The 21956-nt window shown below is 53.7% G+C and carries 17 protein-coding genes and 1 pseudogene; 13 read left to right on the forward strand and 5 right to left on the reverse strand.

Translation table 11 applies throughout. From position 1 onward, the window contains the following. The 3 genes and pseudogenes from GSQ80_RS17220 to GSQ80_RS17230 form a co-directional block, all read left to right on the forward strand. Nucleotides 1-854 (forward strand): annotated as a pseudogene (locus tag GSQ80_RS17220) (ATP-binding domain-containing protein); the annotation flags it as partial. A gap of 439 nt (nucleotides 855-1293) precedes the next feature. After that, nucleotides 1294-2178, forward strand: a complete 885-nt coding sequence (locus GSQ80_RS17225; protein WP_158788915.1) for an ArdC family protein — start codon at nucleotides 1294-1296, stop codon at nucleotides 2176-2178. A 419-nt stretch (nucleotides 2179-2597) separates the two neighbouring features. Next, entirely contained in the window at nucleotides 2598-3389 is a 792-nt protein-coding gene (locus GSQ80_RS17230; protein ID WP_216850412.1) for an ATP-binding domain-containing protein, read from the forward strand. A gap of 202 nt (nucleotides 3390-3591) precedes the next feature. On the opposite strand, the gene GSQ80_RS17235 is transcribed toward GSQ80_RS17230, so the two are convergent. Further along, complete coding sequence (locus GSQ80_RS17235; protein WP_158788917.1) at nucleotides 3592-3810, reverse strand: hypothetical protein; 219 nt, start codon at nucleotides 3808-3810, stop codon at nucleotides 3592-3594. A gap of 134 nt (nucleotides 3811-3944) precedes the next feature. Here GSQ80_RS17235 and GSQ80_RS17240 point away from each other — a divergent pair, with 134 nt between their 5' ends. The 3 genes from GSQ80_RS17240 to GSQ80_RS17250 are packed head-to-tail and all read left to right on the forward strand — an operon-like array spanning nucleotide 3945 to nucleotide 5264. Continuing rightward, the gene (locus GSQ80_RS17240) at nucleotides 3945-4685 is read left to right on the forward strand and encodes a hypothetical protein (RefSeq protein ID WP_158788918.1); all 741 of its coding nucleotides are present in this window, start codon (nucleotides 3945-3947) and stop codon (nucleotides 4683-4685) included. Between the two features lie 5 nt (nucleotides 4686-4690). Beyond that, a complete protein-coding gene (locus tag GSQ80_RS17245) occupies nucleotides 4691-5005 on the forward strand; it encodes a helix-turn-helix domain-containing protein (RefSeq protein ID WP_158788919.1) in 315 nt (104 codons plus the stop codon). Continuing rightward, complete coding sequence (locus GSQ80_RS17250) at nucleotides 4998-5264, forward strand: hypothetical protein (RefSeq protein ID WP_158788920.1); 267 nt, start codon at nucleotides 4998-5000, stop codon at nucleotides 5262-5264. The genes GSQ80_RS17245 and GSQ80_RS17250 overlap by 8 nt, the downstream gene beginning before the upstream one ends. A gap of 96 nt (nucleotides 5265-5360) precedes the next feature. Here GSQ80_RS17250 and GSQ80_RS23115 read toward each other — a convergent pair whose 3' ends face one another. Further along, the gene (locus tag GSQ80_RS23115; RefSeq protein WP_216850414.1) at nucleotides 5361-5615 is read right to left on the reverse strand and encodes a hypothetical protein; all 255 of its coding nucleotides are present in this window, start codon (nucleotides 5613-5615) and stop codon (nucleotides 5361-5363) included. Between the two features lie 65 nt (nucleotides 5616-5680). Here GSQ80_RS23115 and GSQ80_RS23685 point away from each other — a divergent pair, with 65 nt between their 5' ends. Further along, a complete protein-coding gene (locus tag GSQ80_RS23685) occupies nucleotides 5681-5803 on the forward strand; it encodes a hypothetical protein (RefSeq protein ID WP_256369910.1) in 123 nt (40 codons plus the stop codon). A gap of 704 nt (nucleotides 5804-6507) precedes the next feature. Here GSQ80_RS23685 and GSQ80_RS17255 read toward each other — a convergent pair. Both GSQ80_RS17255 and GSQ80_RS23960 read right to left on the reverse strand, forming a co-directional pair. After that, nucleotides 6508-7470: a tyrosine-type recombinase/integrase gene (locus GSQ80_RS17255; protein WP_158788921.1), complete on the reverse strand. Its 963-nt coding sequence runs from the start codon at nucleotides 7468-7470 to the stop codon at nucleotides 6508-6510. Continuing rightward, entirely contained in the window at nucleotides 7467-8741 is a 1275-nt protein-coding gene (locus GSQ80_RS23960; protein ID WP_371315733.1) for a tyrosine-type recombinase/integrase, read from the reverse strand. Before GSQ80_RS23960 ends, GSQ80_RS17255 begins: the two co-directional genes overlap by 4 nt. 693 nt (nucleotides 8742-9434) lie before the next feature. Between GSQ80_RS23960 and GSQ80_RS17265 the strand changes: the two genes are divergently transcribed. The 5 genes from GSQ80_RS17265 (at nucleotide 9435) to GSQ80_RS17285 (ending at nucleotide 18887) form a co-directional block, all read left to right on the forward strand. Further along, nucleotides 9435-9587: a hypothetical protein gene (locus GSQ80_RS17265; protein ID WP_158788923.1), complete on the forward strand. Its 153-nt coding sequence runs from the start codon at nucleotides 9435-9437 to the stop codon at nucleotides 9585-9587. Nucleotides 9588-10151: 564 nt separating this feature from the next. Continuing rightward, nucleotides 10152-12509 carry a malectin domain-containing carbohydrate-binding protein gene (locus tag GSQ80_RS17270; protein ID WP_158788924.1) on the forward strand — a complete coding sequence of 786 codons (2358 nt, stop codon included), beginning with the start codon at nucleotides 10152-10154 and terminating at the stop codon, nucleotides 12507-12509. A 91-nt stretch (nucleotides 12510-12600) separates the two neighbouring features. Continuing rightward, nucleotides 12601-15621 (forward strand): hypothetical protein, encoded by a 3021-nt coding sequence (locus GSQ80_RS17275; protein ID WP_254059768.1) that lies wholly within the window; start codon nucleotides 12601-12603, stop codon nucleotides 15619-15621. Between the two features lie 174 nt (nucleotides 15622-15795). Then, nucleotides 15796-17016 (forward strand): cellulase family glycosylhydrolase, encoded by a 1221-nt coding sequence (locus tag GSQ80_RS17280; RefSeq protein WP_254059727.1) that lies wholly within the window; start codon nucleotides 15796-15798, stop codon nucleotides 17014-17016. Between the two features lie 116 nt (nucleotides 17017-17132). Then, nucleotides 17133-18887, forward strand: a complete 1755-nt coding sequence (locus tag GSQ80_RS17285) for a CRTAC1 family protein (protein ID WP_254059728.1) — start codon at nucleotides 17133-17135, stop codon at nucleotides 18885-18887. A gap of 4 nt (nucleotides 18888-18891) precedes the next feature. Here GSQ80_RS17285 and GSQ80_RS17290 read toward each other — a convergent pair whose 3' ends face one another. Continuing rightward, a complete protein-coding gene (locus GSQ80_RS17290) occupies nucleotides 18892-19863 on the reverse strand; it encodes a tetratricopeptide repeat protein (RefSeq protein ID WP_158788926.1) in 972 nt (323 codons plus the stop codon). A gap of 337 nt (nucleotides 19864-20200) precedes the next feature. On the opposite strand from GSQ80_RS17290, the gene GSQ80_RS17295 reads away from it, so the two are divergent. After that, nucleotides 20201-21910: a CRTAC1 family protein gene (locus GSQ80_RS17295; RefSeq protein WP_254059729.1), complete on the forward strand. Its 1710-nt coding sequence runs from the start codon at nucleotides 20201-20203 to the stop codon at nucleotides 21908-21910. Nucleotides 21911-21956 lie beyond the last annotated feature (46 nt).

Consider the following 21956-nt stretch of genomic DNA (forward strand, 5'->3'; position numbering starts at 1 on the left):
AGGAGTATGCGAAGTCGCCAGAGAATACGCTGGCCGTTTCGCCGGACAACCGCTCACGCACTGAACTTAATCAGGCGATTCGCGCGGAATTGCGAGAAGGAGGAGTCGTCAGCAAAGAGGAGTATAGGGTTCGAGTGCTTGTGCCGCGTCAGGACCTGACGGGCGCGGACCGTATGTGGGCGGCACGCTACGAGGTCGGTGATGTCCTGCGTTATAGCCGGGCTTCGAAAGAGACGGGGATAGGTAAAGGCGAATACGCACGAGTATCTGCCGTCGATGCTTCGAGCAATCGGCTGACCGTTGAACGAACCGATGGCTCGGAGCGCATCTACGATCCGCGCCGCCAACAAGGAGTGTCTGTCTACCGTGAAGAAGAGCGAGCCTTCTCTGTCGGGGACCGGGTGCAGCTCACCGCACCTGCACATGAACTGCACGTCGCCAATCGCGAGTTAGGGACAGTCATGTCGGTTGGAGTCGAGAAGCAAATCGGCTTGAAGATGGATGACGGCCGTCAGATAAAAATTGATGCGAACAAGCATCCGCATCTCGATCATGGCTATGCGGTGACCAGCCATTCCATCCAGGGCCAAACTGCCGAGCGGGTTCTGGTGCATGTGGACACGGAGTTGGGAGCGAAAGACTTACTCAACAATCGCATGGCTTATGTCGCCCTCTCGCGCGGAGCTCACGACGCGCAGCTCTTCACCAATGACCGCGAGAAACTTCCTTCTGCTCTCGGCCACGATGTATCCCACCAGAGCGCCCATGCGCGGGAGATTGCCTCCTCAAAGGCGGCTCAGCAGGAGATCGCACCGAAGCAGGAGCATAGCTACGGGCATGGAATCGGTCTGTAACTACTGCGTACCTTGGGTGGATATGGCGTTCGCTCAAGGATTCGCCGCCCTAACGATAGATTGAGTCGAGCAATCCAGCACTTCGCTAAGAGTGCATATGCTGTGCGGAGGAGGTCTCCTTCGCGCTGCGACCGCATTCGCGTTCTGCGCTGCCACCTCTGCGGGAGTTTCCCTCCCGCAACGCCCTTCCTATCAATCCTATGCGCTGACGCGCACTCGATAAGGAAACCAAGCCTTCCTAGTGGGCGCTGCCCCCCGCGCTCTGCAAGGCCATTCGCCCTTCGGGTTTTGGCTCCCCCACGCTACTCGCGGTTCCCCCAAAAAGCTCCGCTCGAAGACCCTTCCGTTTGCTACCCCCGCCTTCGCCAGGTGGCGTTCGGCATGTACATGCCGCGTTTCAACGCGGACGTGCAAAAGCCAAACCCAAGGAGCCAACGCCATGAATACCATCGTCACCACCGACAGCAACAAGCCCAACACCAAACAGGAACTCATCACCGCCAACATCAAACTGCTGATTGAGCAGTTGGAAGCCGGACACTCCGAAGCCCTTACCAACTATCTCACCGCCATGAGCCGCTTTCACCAATACAGTTTTGGGAACGTGCTGGAGATTGCGCGGCAGATGCCGACGGCTACTCGCGTTGCTGGATTTTGGACTTGGAAGAACCTTGGACGCAGCGTCAATGCCGGAGCCAAGGGCATTCGCATCCTTGCTCCCATCGTTGGCGTTCGGCGTAAGAGAGATATTAAAGCGGAGAAAGACATCACTAAACAGAATGAGCTGATGCTGTTGGGCTTCCGCAGTGCCTACGTCTTCGATATCTCCCAGACCAACGGTGTCGAGTTGCCGGAGATGGAGCGCGTGGCAGGCGATCCCGGCGAGAACATCGAGCGCCTGACCGCGTTCCTCAACAGCAAAGGAATTGCAGTGAGCTACAGCGAGAAAATTGCGCCAGCACTTGGCATGAGCTACGGCGGCCGCATCGCGCTGCTACCCGGACAGTCAAGGGCTGAAACTTTCAGCACACTTGTCCATGAGGCAGGACACGAACTCCTGCATAAGGCCGAGCGTCGGACGGCAACGACGAAGACCGCGCGCGAGACCGAGGCCGAGGCTGTGGCGTTTGTTGTCGGGAAGGCTGTAGGGCTGGTGAATGGTTCGGCCTCCGCGGACTACATCCAGCTCTACAAAGGCAATGCTTCACTGTTGGCCGAGAGCTTGGAGGTCATTCAGCAGACGGCCAGTGTCATCTTGGCGGCACTGGAGCCGCCCATCGCCGACGAGGTGACCGACGAGGAACTTGCTGAGGTCGCAGCATGAACACCATGCCCGCGATCATGTAACAATTCCCTCGACACACAAAAGCCGGACAGACGGGACGAAGGTGCTCCCGTCTGCCTTTTCACCGGCGCGGGAGACACTCCGCGGGTTTCTCCCGGACCCTCTTCCGGCGGTTTTTACTGCAATTCTGCACAATCGCTCTCCACAGTTCCTACACCGCCAATTTCATGCTCTTTAATAGCAATCTAATCAGCAATCTAGAAAATCTCTCTCACTCGCTCAGTGGCGCAACTCGCGCGTGGCGAGGTACGCGCAGCCATCAATAATCTGAACCAGCAGGGCCGCGCGTTCTGGAGATCAAGGACCGTGAACGGCGCATCGATGAAATTGCTCACGAATACGTACGCTCTCCGCAGCGCACTTTAGTGGTCTCTCCTGATAATGAATCTCGCCGTGAGATGAACCAGCATATCCATCGTGTGATGCAGGCGGAGAACAAGGTTAGTGGCGACGAGCATCGCCTGCGCGTGCTATTTGCACGGCAAGAGTTTACAGGCGCAGATCGTCAGCATGCGCAGAACTATGAGAAAGGTGATGTCCTCCGATACTCGAAAGGAAGCAAGATTCTCGGAATACAGGCAGGCGAATATGCCCGCGTCACTGCTGCAGATCGAGGGACAAACACCGTGACCGTGAAACGTCGTGGGGATGAAGAAGTCAGTTACGATCCGCGGCGTCTGCAGGGTGTGACGGTGTATCGCGACCACGAACGCAGCTTCGCCCAGGGCGACCGTATTCAGATGACTGCGCCTTTCTGCGGACAGAAACTGGCAAACCGCGAATTGGGCACTGTGGAGCAGATTGACAAAGACGGCAATCTAAAACTGAAGATGGATTCTGGAAGGGAAGTCGCTTTCAATGCGAGGCAGCATCCGGATCTCGATTACGGCTATGCGGTGACGAGCCATAGCAGCCAGGGGCAGACCGCCGACCGCGTATTGATTCATGTCGATTCTTCACAGGCACATGGTGGGCTGCTAAACAGCCGCATGGCCTACGTCTCCGTCTCGCGTGCGCAGTTCGACGTTAGGATTTACACGAATGATGCGAAGACGCTGGGACAGGAGCTGAGCCGTAATGTGACGAAAACCACGGCGCTCCAAGAAGGCCCAGCGCCTCAAGACACTGGGCAACGCGTCGGACCGCAGTCTGTAGCTCTAGAAATATCTCACGGGCTGAGCATCAGCTAAAGCGAATCTGTGCCGCTACCGCTTCAAATCCCAAAGTCTGCATGCATTTGAAAGCGTGTTCCCGGCGAATGTCGGCTCACATCTGGCCGCTCCTTAGATTGACAAGGTGACTAACCCTGCATGAAGAGGCCTATGAAAGGGGATTGTTCGGCAACGATGCATGGAACAGCTTAGCAACGTCTCAACTATCGATACTGCCGCGTCAATCCAGTTTCTTCTTTGACGGAGAGGTCTTTTCAGAAGACTGTTGCCTTTTAGCACGGGCATTGTCCCATCTCTTATTCGCAGCTTTACGTGCTAGTTCTTTGCGCTCTTCCGGCGTAAGGGCGCTCATACGCGCTTTCCCACCTTTTGGGCCGCCTTTCTTTCCGCCCCGTTTCCCCATTTCGCGCATGATGCGAGATACGACATCTTCTTTCACATCAATAGTTTACAGAGATTTGTGCGCTGAGGGCTTCGCATCTCCTTGCATGCTAGAAGCGCTTGTAGTAAAAGAGGTTATGCTAGAAGCGCTTCTAGCAAAGCATTACGCCAATTCATTTGGATATGAACATTATGAGATGGGACTTTCGTCATCACCTACTTCTGCAAATTGAAATGCTGCGCGGCGACCTCTCGCATGAGGAGTTCAGCCATAGGCTCGGAGACGTGACCGAGCGTTGTCTGGCTCGTTACATTGGTGGCAAAACCCATCTACAAGAATGCGAATTTAGACTGATCGCGAAGGCCCTCAGCATCGACGCACAAACACTCGCGCAAGCCTGGGGGTCTTCTCTGGGTCTGCATCTGTCAGGTCCCGATGTCGTCGATCGGATGGTTAGTCGAGCCCGCCGTCGCTGGCGTCAACATTCGCGCATCTCTGGCGTCCCATCCAGCCCTTCTCCGATGGCCATCATTCGAGCTAAGTACGCCCACCGGCTTCCCATGAAGACGCCCCCTCTCTGGTTCGGTGCCCATTTTGATACCCGCAGGAGAAAGGACACCCCTGAAAATCGAGCCCGATTCGCCCGCGCCTACGAAATGCTGGTGGAATCCGTGCATGGTGGCAGATCTCATCGGGACATTGGAGCGACACGCGGCATCAGCGGCGAGCGGGCGAGACAACTCATGGTTTACGCCGCTTACACCTGGGCCGGGAAGGAACGGATTGATCTATCGGAAAGATCTGTCCCTTTCAAGAATGAGGCCAAATTGGTGAAAAATCTCTATGCCGGGCTGCGATTCTTTGCCCAACGGCAGTTCAATGACCTTGCCACTCAAGCTATGACGACGGTACGTACTGCCAGAGGAGACTAGTTTCCATGAAGAAGCCTATGGATAGAGTTTCGTTGGAACGCTACAGACAGGAACATGACCGCTGTCTCGCCATAGTTGTATGCGAGTTGCGTGCGGACAGGGGTTTGGCTCAAAGCGAGGTTGCAAAGCGGGCAAAGGTCTCGGTTCGGTGGCTCCAAAAACTTGAAACAAATCAACTCCACACAAATTACACGTTGCGCAGGCTTGACCAGCTCGCCGGCGCTCTAGATGTGGATCTATACCATCTGTATAAACGTGTGAGCGAGATGACGGGCCACCACTCTGGCAGGAAAGGGGAAGGAGCACGAAACGATGAATGAGACCGAACGCGCGGCACTGACTTTGGACGGTGCCACCGGGAAACGAATACGACGCCTGCGTCTGGCAGAGCCCTATGCGAAGTCCCAGGGAGTTTATCTGACGATCGAGTTTGATGATGCGACGGAAATCTTGATTGAGGTGAACTGTCGCCCGTGGTTTGCCATAAGGCATCTTGCTCTTGACGCAAACGGGGAACTGGAGCAAGTGAAAAAACCGACGCAGGGGACGATCCGTTCGCTCGCCGAAGGCAGGCGCTGAACCAGTCTGGTCCAATGGGTCGATTAGCTAGGCGTGTCCGCTCGGCCCGACCCGCCGTCGGCGCTTGTGCGGAATCAGTGCGCTTCGGATATCTGGTTAAATATCTTCTGCAGACTTCTTCGGAACTTGGGCACTCGACCGCGCCCAGGAAAGCGCCTCGTCGATATCCTGTTCATGTATTCCGAGTCGCGCTAGCCGCATCTGAATTTTGGCAGCGGGAACGTTGGGAATTGGTGTTAACACAATTGTTTCTCCTTCGGATCGGACGTCAAAATACGAAACTGCAGCAAATTGCGTGGCTACGGAATTCGGCAGCGTGATTTGGTTTTTGGTTGTTTTCTTTACCCGCATAGCTTCACCAAATATGAACTAAGGCGATGTTATCGCAAACGCGTTTCCCTTTAGGTCCAAGGAGTTTGAACGCTGCTGATGAGTTGCAAATCGTTTCACGCTTCCGGAAGGTGCGTATTTTCGTCGCCACCTTGCTCTACTGGCGCACCGGCAAAGCGATCATCCATGGGGTTCTCAGCAAGGAATGAGCGTCTACGGTTGCAGGGTTGTCGTATCGCTGATGCGACAATTGAGTAGACTCGGTGTCCAGTCTGCAGAAATTGTCTATTCCTGGTCCGTGTCAGCAATATCGTGGGCCCTTGGCAATACGTCTGGGACGCGTTGTTGGTGCTCATGGAATGTTTTGAGGCATGCGCCGCAATAGGCGAGGTGTACTTGTAGGAGCGCCCATTCTTCTTCTGATAACTCGTCCGTTGGAATCGCGCATAGCGCTGCGAATTCTTGGTGCCAGCGAGGATTTAGCATCCTGTCCCCCAATTGCATAGTAGTATTTTGGATTCCCTTTAGCGAAGAAATCTAAGCCGACGCTCTTTAGGATCGGATAATACCGCTTTGCGCATTCCCAAGGTCTAGCTGATTATATCGGCAGTCTCCTGCAGGCCGTAGCGCTTGCAGTGATTGACCCGCACCAAATGGCTTAGACGTTTCTTCTAACGGGTTTATCAACTTGAGAATGAAGACTGATCAGAGCTTGCCTTGGTACGTTGGAAATGCATTTTGACTGTCTCCAGACACGCTCGGTGGAACTGGTAAACAGGTTTAGCGGCGGGTTAGGCAGGTCTTTGCTCGAATGCCCCTGCGAACCGACCGAAGCTTCAGCCCAAGATCGCTTCGAGCCCCGGACTCAAGTACATTACTCCCTTTGTGAGACAGCGAACTTCAAAGCAACTTCTCATAGTCCATCCAAGAATTGCATCAACTTGCGATTTTTCTTCCAATTGGGACGTTTTCTGTCGTCCGATATCTGCGCCAGCTGCTTCCGAAACCTCTCTGGAGCCAATTTTAGGTAACGCTCAGTCGAGGAAAGTCCGACCTGTCCGATGTAAACCGATAGGGCCGGCATCAAGAGGTTAAGATCCTGGCCCTCGGTCAGCCACTCGATAACGCGGTGCACGGCAAACGTGTGCCTAAGGCAATGGAGCGTTGGTTGTATAAGTGCACCCCCCGGCTTAGTAACCATTGCTTTATCTCGCAAAATTTGGAAACGCCATTTAAGGGTGTTCCGAGATATGGCCAGCCCTTTTTTGTTCGAAAAGAAAGGAGAGGTCGAATTCCGGCGAAGGGTCTGCTGGAAATAGGCATGCAAGATCCTATTGAGGTCTTTACCAATTGGAATCGTGCGCAATCCATCAACTTGCGTAGAGAAAAGGGAAACCCGCATTTTCTGAAAATCGAAATCTCGGCGCCGCAAGCGCAACGCCTCGCTTACCTTCGCACCGGTGCAATAGAGAAATAATATTAGCGCGCTAAATGTTTCCGCTGCAATGTTGTGACCATCCTGGGTGATGGAGACGGCTTTCAGCAAGCGCCGCACTTCATCTCGAGAATAGATATGCGGAACAAACGTTCCGACCGAGGCTGGTCGATTTTCTGGCATTGGGATCAAAGCGATATAACGTCTCGCGTAGCAGTACTCAAAGAATCGATACAGAAGGAAATATCGATCGCGCCACGTGACAGATGAAATCTGTGGCCCATCCAAAAACGTTCTTATTTGTAATTTATTAATATCTTTGAGGTCTACATTGCCAATGTGCTTCTCGAATGAGCGCAATCTGCCTGCGCCGGACTCGAACAAACCTCCTAGTTCTCGCTTCCACGAGATGTACTCAGTCAGTACTTCGCGAAGAATCATAGGAGATCTGATATCCCGAATGCCGCGACGCGGCGCAGCATTCGTATGTCAAGCTTCGCGTAAACGTCAGCTGATCTAACATGACGATGTCCCAAAAAATCGGCAATGTGCTTTATGGACGCTCCCTTTTGGAGGAGCCTAGTCGCGCAGGCGTGTCGGAGGCTGTGCGCACCCACATAATCAGTCCGGCTTCCAATTTCTCTTAGTAGCGGCCCTATCGCTTGCCAGAGTGAGCTTTGAGAAGTTTCTCTATAAGGAGGACGTAGTGACAGGAAGACGCGGCGAGAGCCGCCGGGCGGCCGATCGTACTCCAGGTATCGAAGAATTGCCTCTCCCACCGCGTACAAGAGCGGGTATTGCTGAACGCCTCCGCCTTTGGCCCTTCGTACGACGAACGTCGCGTTCCGCCAATCGATGTCGCCCAGTTCTAAACGAATCACCTCAACACTTCTTAGACCGTAGATCCCACATAGCATAAGCATCGCTTTGGAGCGGCACTCTAAAACCGTCCTCCCTTTGAACGATTTGAGAAGTCGAAGCACCTCATTCCAACTAGGCGCCTTAGGTTCGAGTTGTCGATTTTTCCTTCGAATTCTCCTGATACCTAAGTGAAATCCTTCCTCACACCAACCTTGCGTCTCCGCGAACCTAAAGAATCTTCGCAGCCGCTGACAGATCGAACCCAGAAAATTCAGTTTCCAGCCCAGTTGGATTTTGGCAGTAATGAATGCATCTACATCTGAAAGGGTAATCCTCTTGACGTCGTAGCCATCCGGAAGGAATCTGAAGAAACAACCGATCTGCCACGAGTAACCGTCGATCGTTTTGGGAAGCAGATTTTCCGTGCTGAGTTTGCCGACGAAAATCTGAATCATATCTTCGAACCAGCGGCGCGGTGGTGACTCGAGGTTGCCAAGGAATGCAAACCATCCAGCAGCGACTCGAATGAAGGAGCGGGCCGCGCTTGGTGGCACCCTCTTTAGCCTGCGAGACTGTCCTAATTTTGACCAAGTTGCGGCTGCATCCTCGATTTCCGCAAAGGTGACAAGCCGAATCTCTTTTAGGGACATAAGCTGAACGACCCGAATCATGTACGCCGCCGTCGATCGGACATACGTTCTGCCTGTTCCCCTCCGTAGAAGATAATTGAGATAGCGCTCGCGCTCGGCCAGAAGAGGTACGCTGCGATGACGGCCCCTGCTGCGCGGTTGAGCGATGAGATCGTCGAGTACACTTCCGTGCGCTTTTGAAGTCAGTTTTGGCAGTCTCATTCCTCAGGTCGACCGTTGGATGCTGTGCCGAGAGCTAGGGTTGATTGCCTTCGACCAGCTAGGCGGCTGATTCGGCTTTCTGGTCTGATAATCGGATTGAACACTTACGCGGACCAAGGATAAAACTCTTAGACAGGGGCCCTGGACGGGTGGAGAATCTTTCCTGATAACTTCCGTTCGCGACGTCACGTTCAAAGAGGCACCTCGTTCTCGGGGTGAAGTAGAGACGAAGTTGTCTCTGCCACTTACTGTTGATTACCACCACTACGCCTCAGGCAGGCGTCCAAATCTCCGTTCTCATCAAAACGACACCAGGCCCGGCGTTCGAATGCCCAATGGAGATTGTGAGCGTGAGTTAAGGATTACGGAACCTTGTAGTAATGCTTGTCCACCGTGCGACCATCAAAAGATCGACCGACGACAAGTTGACCAGCCTGTAATGCATTCGGACGGATTCTCGAAAGGGGCTCATTGCACTCTACCCGTGGAAGCTGGCCGCCACCGTATACGAGTCCACATGACCAAGATTCGGGTGGGTTGTCCCAATGCATCACGTCATCAGGCTTCACAGCATCGCGATCTTTGATAGGAACCAAGATCGAGTCAATCAAGAGACTGCCGTGGTTGAAGCTAGAGCCGAATAGAATGTTCGATCGGCCCGTGCGCTGCTCGGCCAGGAGACAATTTCACGATGTGCGCACGACCGCCATTCGGACGCAGGTCAAACTCTCGGATGCAGTCGAGTTCGAAGCCGAAGAGGCGGTAGGCTCCGTCGGTTGTCAGGGAGCAGGCTTCCTCCATGTCGCGCACCATGTTGGCCATCGGACGAGCGTTGGTACGCCGTAGGTGTGAGATGAAGTCTTTATCTTCCGCTCCCGTCGCTGGTGCCCGATTCGTTCGCGATCGTTCGACAGACGAATCTGCCGATGCAGCTCCCGTATATGCTCAACGCGATCAATGATTTCACTGAACCCGACGGGTGTATACATGGCGAAGGCTTCTCCTCTAAGTACTCGACATTGGAGCTGCAAAATCGCAGAAGGTCAGAAGCGAAAAGTTTAACCGTGGAAAGCTCGATTGTAGGCGCCGCGATGGGGAACGAAGAGACCAATCGCCCTCATGCGCTGATAGTTGTAGGTGAGGTCGCCGGGGGTGCGGCCTTCTGATGATGGGCGGAGAACTGCCTTCAGCGGGCTTGCTTTGGGGGGCAGGCACGAAGGCGGCAAGGCGGCGATTGATCTGAACTTCAATTGATGAGATCTGCGAAGAGAGCTGAAAGATGGGACTTGTGGTAATGATCACTGATCACTACAGTCGTCAAGAGGCTTGACAAGATTTGAAGTTTAAGGGTATACACATGGCGCTCGCGAAAATGGTGGAAGCGCTTACATGAAGTTTAGGAGAACCTTCGTGATTCGAATTGATTCGATCTTATCTTCAATCTGCCAACTTGGTGTGGCCTGTCTTCTGTTCGCGGGTGGGATGAATCTTTCGGCGCAGACAGTTACCGTTGATTTCTCGCAAATGGCGCCCAGCCCCCTGATGAAGGACAGATTCGGGGTCTATCAGACTCCCTTGAAAACGCAGCAGACGATCGAACGAGCATCTCGATTGCTGAGTGAAGCAGAGGTGCAGGACATTCGATATGAGGTGGGAATCGGCAAGCCCGGGGCTCTAGCGTTTGATCAGGTGAGCGGAACGATCGGAGATCTGCATTATGATTATTCTTCGATCGATGGTCTGGTGAGAAGCTGGAAGCGCGCGGGATCTCGCCCGCTTTTTGCGTTCACTTATGATCCGGTTCCGCTGCAACCCGACCAAGTTGCGAACGCATGGGAGGATGTGCCGGATGATTTGCCTTCGTGGAGCGATGTGAATGCGGCGTATGCTTCTCATTTTCTCAAGTCTCAGCATCTGCCTGGATTCTCCTTCGAGCAGTGGAACGAGCCGGACCTTCCGGACGGAAATGGAGGCAAGGTTTTCTTCAATGGAGATCAGGCGGATTATGGAAACGTCTTTCAGTATGGCTTGGCCGGTGTGAGACAGGGTGATACAGATGCATTGGTCGGAGGTCCGGCCGCAGCTTACGATCTTTCCTATCTCGATGCGATCTGGCCGCAACATCCCGACTTCGCCTCTATCCACGCTTATGGAAATTACCTGGGCCAACTGGATAATTTGCGCGGGCACAACGGCGATGTGGTCTTTACACCGTCGGTGCCTATGTTTCTGACCGAATATAACTCGTATACGACATTTGGTCTGAACCAGCCGAATAGCCTACACCAGGCGTCTGCTGCCTTCTTCAACGACGTCAATGGAATTCTTAACATCTCGGACGCGGTGAAGGTTTATTGGGCGCAGTGGGTCGATGACTCGGTGGGTATGGTGACAGACGATCTGCACAAGAAGGCGCTTTATAACGCGTACAACATGTATCAGACGATGCTGCCAGTTGACCGTTCTCCGGTGACTCCGGCTTCGGTCGGCGACGTGGGGACGATGGCCGGATCAGATGCGCATAATGCGGCTATAGTGCTCTATAACAATGGAACAACTGATGCGACGATTACAGTTCAACTAAACAATCTTCCCTTTGCGGGGGGTGCCGGTGAGATCTATTTTATCGATCAGTACCATGCCAGTTATCTCGACGGCGCACCAGAAGATCTGACTGCGAGTAAGGTCTGGCACTTCAACGGCGACAGGACTTCTCAGTCGGTGGCGGTGAAGGCGCAGAGCGTCGCACTGGTGAAACTGCACGACCGAAGCGGACTGTCCCTTCTGGGCGAGGACAGGCTTGGACGGTATGTACGCGGAGAATATTATTTTTTCAATCGAATCTTTTCGTTTGAAGACGATTCTTTCGACGATCTTGATCCTCGCACATCAATCGTGCGGATTGGGATGGCGACAAAGACAAGCACAAGCCCTTTCGGAGTGGTCTTTGCCGGGAGTGTCTATGACAATCCGGTTCATCGGTTTACGGTGACAGTGGCGAAACAGGGACCTTTTTCGAAGAACGACAACAACAGCATCTTCGGGCTTCGCATCGATTATCAATCAACCGCCGGAAGCTATACCCGCAGCGTACTATTCCACAACGGACTCTACGATCCGACACGAACCTCAGGACTGCCGTGGGGAGAGGGAACCGCGGTGCCAGATCAGGCGGTGCTTGAAAATGGCATGAATACGGGGCAGCCCTTCTCCGTGGACCTTGCGCAGTATGCTCCGCAGGACTGGAATCATAGGCGCGTGATTATTTCGCCCATTATGCAGAACGCAGGATATGGGTCGTACGCTCGAATCATTCTACGGCCGGTCGCGCTGCGGTGTTTCGGTTTCGAGAATGGTCAGATGATCGAAAGGCATCTCGAAAATCGCGATGGATTTCAGCGAGGACAGAATGAGAATTCGCTGGATTTGTCGCGAGTGGGCGATCCGTTGCCGCAGTCGTTTTATCTCCATGGAAACGAAGGAGAGCTGGACCGCCTTATCTCGGGCCTTGTGCCGAATGAGACGTATAATCTGCGCCTACATTTTATAGAGCGCCAAATTGCGAATACCAGTGAGCGCCGCTTCAATGTGCTACTGAATGGGGAACAGGTGCTACAAGATCTGGACATCGCAGGAGAAACCGGCGCCGAAAATCGGGCCATGGTGAAACAGGTGACGGCTACAGCTGATGAGAGCGGCAACATACGAATACAGCTCCAACATGGTGGGGCTGGATCTCCGTCGATTAATGGTGTCGAGGTTTACTAAGCAAGGTCGCAGAAACAACACTTCCGCACAAGATCGAATAAAGGGCGGAGCATGCAGTCATAGGAAGTCTAAAGCATTGAAGGAGATTGAAATGGGCTCACTACCGATCCGAGACAACTCTGTTTTCAGTCTAAAAATTCCCTTTGCAGTCGTCGCACTCATTTTCGCGCTGTTTGGAGTAGTTTCAACGGCGCCCGCGCAAACGTTCAACGCGAGTTTCTCAACACCCGTTGATCCTGCGTTGGTAAAAGACAAGTTTGGCGTATACCAGACGCCGCTTGGTACCCAGACTAATATTCAGAATGCGTCGCCGCTCCTTTCGGAGGCAGGAGTACGGGATCTTCGTTATGAATTGGGGGTGGGGAAAAGTGGCGATTTAGCCTACGACCAAGTCGGGGGAAGTTCCACATCCCCTACTTATAATTTTGCGAGCATCGATGGCTTGCTTAATTCTTGGTCCGTGGCCAATGTCTTTCCACTTATCGCATTTACTTATGACCCTCTCCCTCTCCAGACAGATGGTAATTTTCAGGACGTGCCGTCAAACTTAGGTACATGGGGCAATGTCAATTCCGCATATGCTAGTCACTTTCGTAATTCTGACGGTCGCCCAGGCGTATGGTTTGAAGAGTGGAACGAGCCCGATTTGTCGAACGGAAGCGGCAAAGTCTTCTTTAATGGAAATCAAACAGATTACGGGCATGTGTATTCCAATGGAGCAAGTGGCGTCCGCAGCGGAGATTCAGACGCGCGGGTTGGAGGGCCAGCGGTTGCGTATGACACTACTTATCTAACTCAGTCGGGTATTTTGAATGATCCGATCGATTTTGTGTCAATCCATTCGTATGCAAACTATTCTTCTCAACTCTCGAACCTGCGTAGCACTGTGACGGGACATCCAAATTTGCCACTACTGATTACTGAGTACAACTCATATACATCGTTTGGCGATAACGCTGCCTGTAGTCTGCACCAAGCTGCCGCGGCTTTTTTCAATGATGTGAGCGGTCTAATTACGAATACAGACACACCGAAGGTATATTGGGCACAGTGGATCGACGATAGTGCGGGGGGAGGCCTTGGGATGCTTACGAGCACTCTTCATCGCAAAGCCATCTTTAACGCACTTAAGCTTTATCAGACACTCTTACCGGTGGACCAGGTGAGCGTGAGCCCTGCCACGTCAGGTGGCGTAGGCAGCATGGCGGGTGTAGATCCAGACAATGCGGGTATGGTGGTCTGGAACAACAACACCAGTCCGGTTACCGTTACGGCGAATTTAAATAGCTTGCCCTTCAATACCGGAACAGCGCAGCTTTACTATATCGACCAGAACAATGCCAGCTATGAAGATGGGGCTCCTGAAAATCTTGCCGTGAACCAGCAATGGTCGATTAGCGGGGGAAGCACAACCTGGACGGGGACCATTCAGCCGCAGAGCATAGCGTATATTCAGGTGTCGGATGGTACGGGAAAATCGCTGCTCCAGCCGACCAGCATCGGCAACTTCGTCCGCAGTTATTACTGGTACTACAATCGTCCTGGGAGCGGCACCAGCTATTCCGATTTCGATCCGTTGACTTCCATTGCTCGCGTGGGAATGGGCACAAACACCTACGACGTGGCGCAGATCGGGAATGTCTACAACAATCCCACGAATGATCTCACCATCACGGTGGCCAAGAGCGGTCCCTTCTCTTCGAATGATGCTAACTCTATGTTTGGGTTGCGCTTCGATTTCCAGAATACGAGTGGGGTCTACGATCACTCTGTGTTGTACACCAATGGCCTCTACAATGGCGCACGCAACTCTACGCTGCCCTGGGGGGAGGGTACTGCGGTACCGGATCAGGTCATTACGCAGAGTGCCATGAATACAGGGCAACCCTTCCAGATCACACTGTCTTCGATTGCACCATCGGATTGGAATGGAACGCGGGTGATTATCACACCGATCATCCAGAACGCCGGTGCCGGTTCAAGGGCACGCATCGTAATTGCACCGACGAGCAGCTCGTCGAGCGGGCTTCCGTACCATGATGCATTTGCCAGCGGCTCTGCGCCGGGATGGACCACTTATAACGGAACATGGTCGGTTTCGAACAGCTCGTATGGGAACAGTGCCATCGATACTACGGGCGATAAGGCCGTTACCGGCTCGACCTCGTGGTCGGATTATACAATGCAGGGCGATGTTGAGCTGACCTCTGGAAGCGGCGATGCCGGGCTCCTGATGAATGTCACCAATCCATCGGCAGGGACGGACTCACTCGACGGGTACTATATCGGTATCAATAGCACGGGAAGTCTGGTGCTGGGCCGCGAGAGTTACGGCTGGACGCAGCTGCAAACGGCGAATATTCCCGGTGGAGTTACGGCGAATACCTGGTATCACCTTACGGCGCAGACTGTGGGTTGTACGCTTACAGTTTCGGCGCAACCCGTAGGGTCTATCACGGTCACCGGCTTCAGTTATACGGACACGGGTTGCACCTACACTGCGGGACAGATCGGCATTCGCAGTTTCAATGCGGCGGCGAACTGGAGAGATATCAGTGTCTCCCTCGGGTCAACCACGTCCACGCTCCCTTACTATGCTCCTTTTGCGAGCAGCGCCTCCGGCTGGACGACGTACGCCGGAAGCTGGAGCCTGGCAAGCGAGGTTTACAGCAACTCTTCGACCGATACGCAAGGAGACAAGTCAATCGGAGGGCCGACGGGTGGGAACTTCACCATGACCGGAGATATGCAACTGACAACAAGCAGCGGCAATGCAGGATTTTTGTTGCGCGCGACCAATCCGGCGGTCGGGACCGATTCGGTGGAAGGGTATTATCTCGGCATCAACGCATCCGGGTCTATCGTCATCGGCAAGGAAAATTATGGATGGACACAATTGAGCACAGCACCCATTTCGTTTGCCGCTAATAGCTGGTATCACCTCACAGCAGAGGTTGTCGGTTGCCAGATCACGTTGACCGCGCAGCCTGCTGCTTCAACGACGACGACCAGTACTACCATCAACGACTGTAGCTTCTCCTCTGGACAGGTAGGTTTGCGAACCTTTGCGACTTCAGCTGCTTGGAGGTACATCAGCGTAACTCCTCGGTGAGGGATTTTTCAATCGGAAGAAACGCTTTTTCCCGTCTGTAGCTGAGTCGATAGAAGAGAAGGGGATCGGAGGCACATTATCTCTGTTCGATTGAAAAAGCGAACGTCATAAGCCAAGACGACTGGGCGATAGTATAGAATGAAAGCGCTTCCATTATAGGTGTGAGATCTGCGATTGGAAGCGCTTTCTTTATACAAATTTGTGCCGGAGTGCCATCGAATCATGGCGAAAGTAAGTAGAGCTTGTTCAATAAAGGTTTTCTGCTCATTCCTGTTATCGGCTTTGAGCATGGTGGCATTGACGTGCCAAGCGCAGGAGCAGCGGTGGTCGCAGAAGCAAGCCAATGCATGGTATGCACAGCAACCATGGCCGGTGGGTTCAAATTACGTTCCCAGCGATGCGATCAATCAGCTCGAAATGTGGCAGGCGGCGACTTTTGATCCGCAGCGGATCGATGTTGAATTAGGGTGGGCCCAGAATATCGGCATGAATACGATGCGCGTCTTTCTGCACGATCTCCTGTGGCAAGAAGATCCGCAGGGATTTCAACAGCGCATTGATATTTTTCTGACGATCGCGGCGCGGCATCACATTAAACCAATGTTTGTACTGTTTGATTCATGCTGGGACCCTTATCCGAAGCTTGGTCCGCAGCATCCCCCTGTTCCCGGCGTTCACAACTCCGGATGGGTCCAAAGCCCTGGTGCCGAAGCCCTTACCGATCCATCACAGTATCCGCGATTGAAGGCCTACGTGCAGGGAGTCGTGGGGGCTTTTGCCAATGATCCTCGCATTCTCGCCTGGGATGTGTGGAATGAACCGAATAACACGGATGCCAGTTCCTATGGCGGTAGGGAGCCGAAGGACAAAGTTGCGCGGGTGACGGAGCTTCTGCCGCAGGTATTTTCGTGGGCACGTGAAGAGCATCCCAGCCAGCCGCTCACTAGCGGCATCTGGGAAGGGAATTGGTCAGGGCCTGAGACACTGTCCCCGTTGATGCGTACTCAGGTCAACGATTCCGACATCATCACGTTTCACAATTATGGCTGGCCTGAGGATTTCGAGGCGCGAATTCAGCAGTTGAAGCAGTATCATCGCCCCATCATCTGCACGGAATACATGGCTCGCGGGGCGGGGAGTTTGTTCGATACCACACTGCCTATCGCGAAACGATATCGCGTCGGCGCGATTAACTGGGGCTTTGTGGCAGGCAAAACTCAAACCTGGCTTCCCTGGGATTCCTGGCAGCGACCCTATGTGCTGGAGACGCCTCCGGTCTGGTTTCATGATGTATTTAGGATGGATGGGACGCCTTACCGTGAGCGAGAGGTGGAGCTTATCAAGAGCCTGACCTCGTCAGCTGCTTCGACAGAGGCCGGTGTTTCATCCAGGTAGGAGTGGGGCACTGCCGTTCATCCCGAGCTCTTTGCCATCGCAGTCGCATGGATGGGCCTTTCGGTAACCTGCCGCGGGCTTATAGACTGACTTAAGTTAAGTGCGGGGTATTTATCTTGCAAATCCTGACGGCGAAGATTGCCGTTATCCGGTTGGTTGCATTTGTTTTTGTCGGGGTCGGTATCGCCACGCTTGCCCAGTCGCCCGTCGGCGAAACGAGCCCGACGCCGACGGCATCGACAAATATGGTGCAGCCCGGCAGCTTCATCGATGTGACGCAGGCGAGCAACGTTCATTTTGCAGGACAGGCTTACCATACCTCCAGAAAATATCTGATAGAAACCATGGGGTCCGGAGTGGCGCTGTTCGATGCAGATAACGACGGTCGTCTGGACATCTTTTTTGCCAACGGAGCGGCCCTGTCCGACGCCACGCCAATGGATGGGATCCCGAAAAAGTCCGGACCGAAAGACTGGAACCGCTTCTATCATCAGAAGCCCGACGGTACGTTCGAAGATGTGACGGAGAAAGCAGGTCTTGCCGGCAGCGGCTATGACATGGGCGTCGCCGTTGCAGATTACGACAATGACGGTTATGAAGACTTATATGTAACGGGCTATGGGGGTAACCACCTTTACCACAACAACGGGAATGGAACATTTACCGATGTGACTGCGGCCTCCGGTACTGGAGGAGATGGCTGGTCGACATCGGCTGCATGGATCGATCTGGATAATGACGGATTGCTCGATCTCGTGGTGCTGCGTTACATGGATTGGAAGTTCACGGAGATATGGTGCGGCGAGCATCGTGACGGCTATCGCGCGTACTGCCATCCCGATCTTTTCAAATCTGTATCTGCCCTGGTATTTCATAATGACGGGAACGGTCATTTTACTGAAGAGGCTGCCAAGGTGGGGTTGGCGAATCCGGGGAAAGGCCTGGGTATAGCGATCGCGGACTATGACCATGACGGCCACATGGATATCTTTGTAGCAAATGACTCGATGATGGAGTTTCTCTATCACAACAAGGGCAACGGAACTTTTGAGGAGGAAGGCCTGACTGCGGGCATCGCCGTTGATGGCGACGGACGAACCTATGCGGGGATGGGCGTGGTGTTCTCGGATTTCACCAATAACAGTCACCCGGGTCTGTTCGTAACGGACCTGGCAAATCAGAAGTACGCGTTTTACGAAAATAACAACGATGGCTCCTTTTCTTATTCGAGCGATCTGAGCGGGGTTAGTCGAGCGACACTGATGCATTCCGGTTGGGGTATTAGCGCGTTGGACTATGACAATGATGGGTGGAAAGACCTCATCATTGCACAAGGGCACGACATCGATAACATCGAGTTGACGTTCCCTACGCTTCACTACAAAGAACCCATGCTGCTACTGCGCAACGATGGCGGCAAGTCCTTTACGGACGTCTCTGCGCAGTCAGGCGGACCCTTTCATCAGGCATGGGTTGGCCGGGGCCTGGCGACGGGTGATATCTGGAACGATGGTCATGTGGATGTCGTGGTGACGACCAATGATGGACCAGCCTACATCCTGCGCAATGTGACCTCGACCCCGAACCACTGGCTCGGCGTCAAACTGGTGGGTCACAGAAGCGATCGTGACGGGATCGGAGCCGAGATAAAAATCAGCACTTCGGCGGGTATGCAGATGGAGACAGTTTCGACGGCAGGCGGCTATCTTTCGGCGAACGATCGGCGCGTTCATTTCGGGCTTGGTCTGGATAAAGAAGCAAAGACCGTGGAAGTGCGGTGGCCAAGCGGGACCTTACAAACGTTGAAGAACGTTGCCGGAGATCGATTCATCGAAATAGATGAGCCTACAGCCCGTGTGGCCACAAAATAACAACTTAGTGAGCGGAAACAGTATTCGATTGCCAGGCGAGTGCTTTGGCCTGCGCGAATTCCTCGTGAGCCTTGGTCGCATCGCCGAGCCTCTGACAGGCCCGCCCCAGCAGAAAATGCAGGGATGCATTCTCAGGATCGGCGGCTACCGCCTGCTCGAACTCGGTCTGCGACTGCTTCCAATCATTCTGGCGGGAATAGAGGATTCCCAGCTCTCGATGTGCACTGGAGTTTTTAGGAGCGATGATTAACGCCTGGTGAAGCAAACTTACCGCTTCGTCGAGTTGATCGCGATCGGCAAGTAGCGAAGCCAGATTGAGCAACGGCTGTTCGCTGGAATGTTCCGCACCCGCCTGCCAAGCGATGGCCTGCCGAAAAGCTGCAATGGCTTCGTCTGGTTGGTGAAGCTCTTGATAGGCGAGCCCGAGATTGTCCTCGGCCTTGACGCTTCGCGGCAAAAGACTGAGCGATCGCAGAAAGCTGTCGCGCGCACTCTCATACTGACCCTCGGTATAGCGCACGCGACCAAGGTCATACCATGCCTCTGCATTTGCATTGTTCGCGGTAAGGGAGTAGGTCAGCCAGTGGTCTGCGTCGGCATAATCGCCTAACAACACATAGTCGAGAGCGACGCAGCGCAGGTCTTCTGGAGAAGGTGCTCCAAGATGGGACGCGAGAGTGTACTCCGAAAGGGAATCCTCGGCTTTATGTTCCGCGAACAGAGCATATCCAAGAAGGAAATGCCACTCGGCGGAATATGCATTTTGAGCAAGACCGGCGCGAAGCAATGCTTCAGCTTGGGCATCGTTGTCATGTGCAAGCAACGCACGTATGGCCTCCGTAGATGGCTTTTCTGCTTGCGAGGTTTGCGCTGCGGCTCGCCCGATCAGCATAGAAGACAAGAGGTAGCAGGTGAAAGCTGCCGTCCGGGCGAGCGTATGGAGTCGCTTCGCGCACTGCAAAGATAGACGTGCCATGTTGAGTGAAGATAGTATATGGCATAATCGTGGAATCGCTTACAGTTGGTAAATTCGCAGGCTTATGCTCTAAAAAGAGATTTCCATCAGGCATGGGACCCACTCTCCGCAAGCTGCCCTGGCTCGTCGACGAGCACGGTAGTGATCGAATGGACGCGAGGTAGTCATTGAATCGAACTGTTACGCTGGCGGCGATATGAAACCTCAAAAAACGCTATCGAATCCGTCGAGTGGACTCTGTGCCAAGGCGTGTGTAGCGGTGCTCCTCGTGGTCAATATGTGTTGCCTCAGCCAGAATGCGGCTGTTCCCGCTGACCAGAAGGAAGCTGGGGGAGGGATGAGCACCGCAGGCGCCCATGCATCGGTGCTTGATGATGAACATCGGCCCATTACGGCGGGAGGTTTCGTCAAAAGCGGGCCTGTTGTTTTTGAAGATGTGACCAAACAAGCGGGACTAGCTTGGTGGAAGCACACTATGGGAACGCCGGAGAAGAAATTCATAATTGAGACGAACGGCTCCGGTGTCGCACTGCTCGATTACGACAATGACGGGTGGCTGGACATCTACCTTGTTAACGGATCGACCTATGATGCGATTGCGGGGAAGGCTACGCCGCCGCACGCCGCGCTTTTTCATAACAATCATGATGGGACCTTTACCGACGTTGCGGCGCAGGCGGGCGTGACCAACGATCGATGGGGCTTTGGTGCCGTCGTTGGCGACTTCGATAACGACGGCTGGCCGGATCTCTATGTTTCCAACTTTGGTAAGAACCGTCTATATCACAACAATCACAATGGCACCTTCACAGATGTAGCTGAGAAGGCAGGAGTTCAACTGGGTGGATGGTCAACCGGAGCGACTTTCGGCGATTACGATGGAGACGGTAAGCTTGATCTCTTTGTTCCCGGATATGCGCAGTACGATTTTGACCGTCCGCCTGCACCGGGCTCAAAGGAGGTCGCTTATCAATCCTGCCAGTTCCGCGGCCTGAATGTGATGTGCGGTCCTCGCGGTCTTAAGGGGGAACACGATCACCTTTTTCATAACAATGGAGATGGCACCTTTACTGATGTAAGCGAGAAGGCCGGAGTGAGCGACGCGAAGGGATATTATGGCCTGGCAAGCGTGTTTCTCGATGTGAATGGCGATGGCAAGGTGGACCTCGTGGTAGACAATGATTCGACTCCGAATTATCTCTACATCAACAAGGGCAATGGAACCTTTGAAGATGACAGCTATCTCTCGGGGTATGCGCTGAATGAGGATGGACGCGAAACCGCATCGATGGGCATTGGGGTGGGAGACTTTCGTAATAACGGACACGTAGACCTATCAGACAGCACTTTTTCTGACGACTACAAAGTGCTCTACGAAAATGATGGCACCGGCAATTTCACCGATGTCAGCCATCTTGTGGGAATCGCAGATGTCAGCATTCCATTTCTTAGCTGGGGAGACGCGATTTTCGATTATGACAATGACGGCTGGAAGGATCTTTTTTTCGCGAACGGGCACGTCTATCCGGCCGTAGACAAGAGCGATTGGGGAACTACTTTCGCCCAGCGCCCCTTGCTGTTCCGTAACATTCAAGGGCAAAAGTTCGAGGTCGTTCCAGCCGTGGTAGGTACAGGACTGGCCGTGGTGGTACCCGCGCGTGGAGCCGCGATTGGCGATCTGTTCAATGACGGCAAAATCGACGTAGTGATGAACGTTATTGACCACGCGCCGGTTTTGCTGCGGAATGTCGATTCGAATAAGCACCACTGGGTCGAGTTGAAGCTTGTTGGTGGCCCCAAAAGTCCTCGTGACGCCGTTGGTGCGACAGTCTATCTGACTGCCGGCGGTACGCGACAGCGTGAGGACGTGCTGAGCGGCGGCAGTTATGCCTCGTCCAACGATCAACGCGTTCATTTTGGGTTAGGAGACGCCACCGTAATCGATCAGGTCGAAATCCACTGGCCGAGTGGGGCGAAGGAAAAGGTCTCTGTACCTGCGGTTGATCGGATTTTTACTGTGTCCGAGGGGAAGGGGATTGTTCTTTGACTCATTTTGCTGGGTTTACTGGGTTTGGAAGGGTGTCCAGAATTCG

The organism is Granulicella sp. L46 (genome assembly GCF_009765785.1).
Taxonomy (GTDB): Bacteria; Acidobacteriota; Terriglobia; order Terriglobales; family Acidobacteriaceae; genus Granulicella.

Bases quoted from the DNA above. Each gene is read 5' to 3' on its own strand.
- GSQ80_RS17275 (WP_254059768.1), top strand. From the start codon at position 12,601: ATGGGCTCACTACCGATCCGAGACAACTCTGTTTTCAGTCTAAAAATT.
- GSQ80_RS17255 (WP_158788921.1), bottom strand. From the start codon at position 7,470: ATGATTCTTCGCGAAGTACTGACTGAGTACATCTCGTGGAAGCGAGAA.
- GSQ80_RS17290 (WP_158788926.1), bottom strand. From the start codon at position 19,863: ATGGCACGTCTATCTTTGCAGTGCGCGAAGCGACTCCATACGCTCGCC.
- GSQ80_RS17245 (WP_158788919.1), top strand. From the start codon at position 4,691: ATGAAGAAGCCTATGGATAGAGTTTCGTTGGAACGCTACAGACAGGAA.
- GSQ80_RS17230 (WP_216850412.1), top strand. From the start codon at position 2,598: ATGAACCAGCATATCCATCGTGTGATGCAGGCGGAGAACAAGGTTAGT.
- GSQ80_RS17240 (WP_158788918.1), top strand. From the start codon at position 3,945: ATGAGATGGGACTTTCGTCATCACCTACTTCTGCAAATTGAAATGCTG.
- GSQ80_RS17225 (WP_158788915.1), top strand. From the start codon at position 1,294: ATGAATACCATCGTCACCACCGACAGCAACAAGCCCAACACCAAACAG.
- GSQ80_RS17295 (WP_254059729.1), top strand. From the start codon at position 20,201: ATGAGCACCGCAGGCGCCCATGCATCGGTGCTTGATGATGAACATCGG.
- GSQ80_RS23115 (WP_216850414.1), bottom strand. From the start codon at position 5,615: ATGCGGGTAAAGAAAACAACCAAAAACCAAATCACGCTGCCGAATTCC.
- GSQ80_RS23960 (WP_371315733.1), bottom strand. From the start codon at position 8,741: ATGAGACTGCCAAAACTGACTTCAAAAGCGCACGGAAGTGTACTCGAC.
- GSQ80_RS17250 (WP_158788920.1), top strand. From the start codon at position 4,998: ATGAATGAGACCGAACGCGCGGCACTGACTTTGGACGGTGCCACCGGG.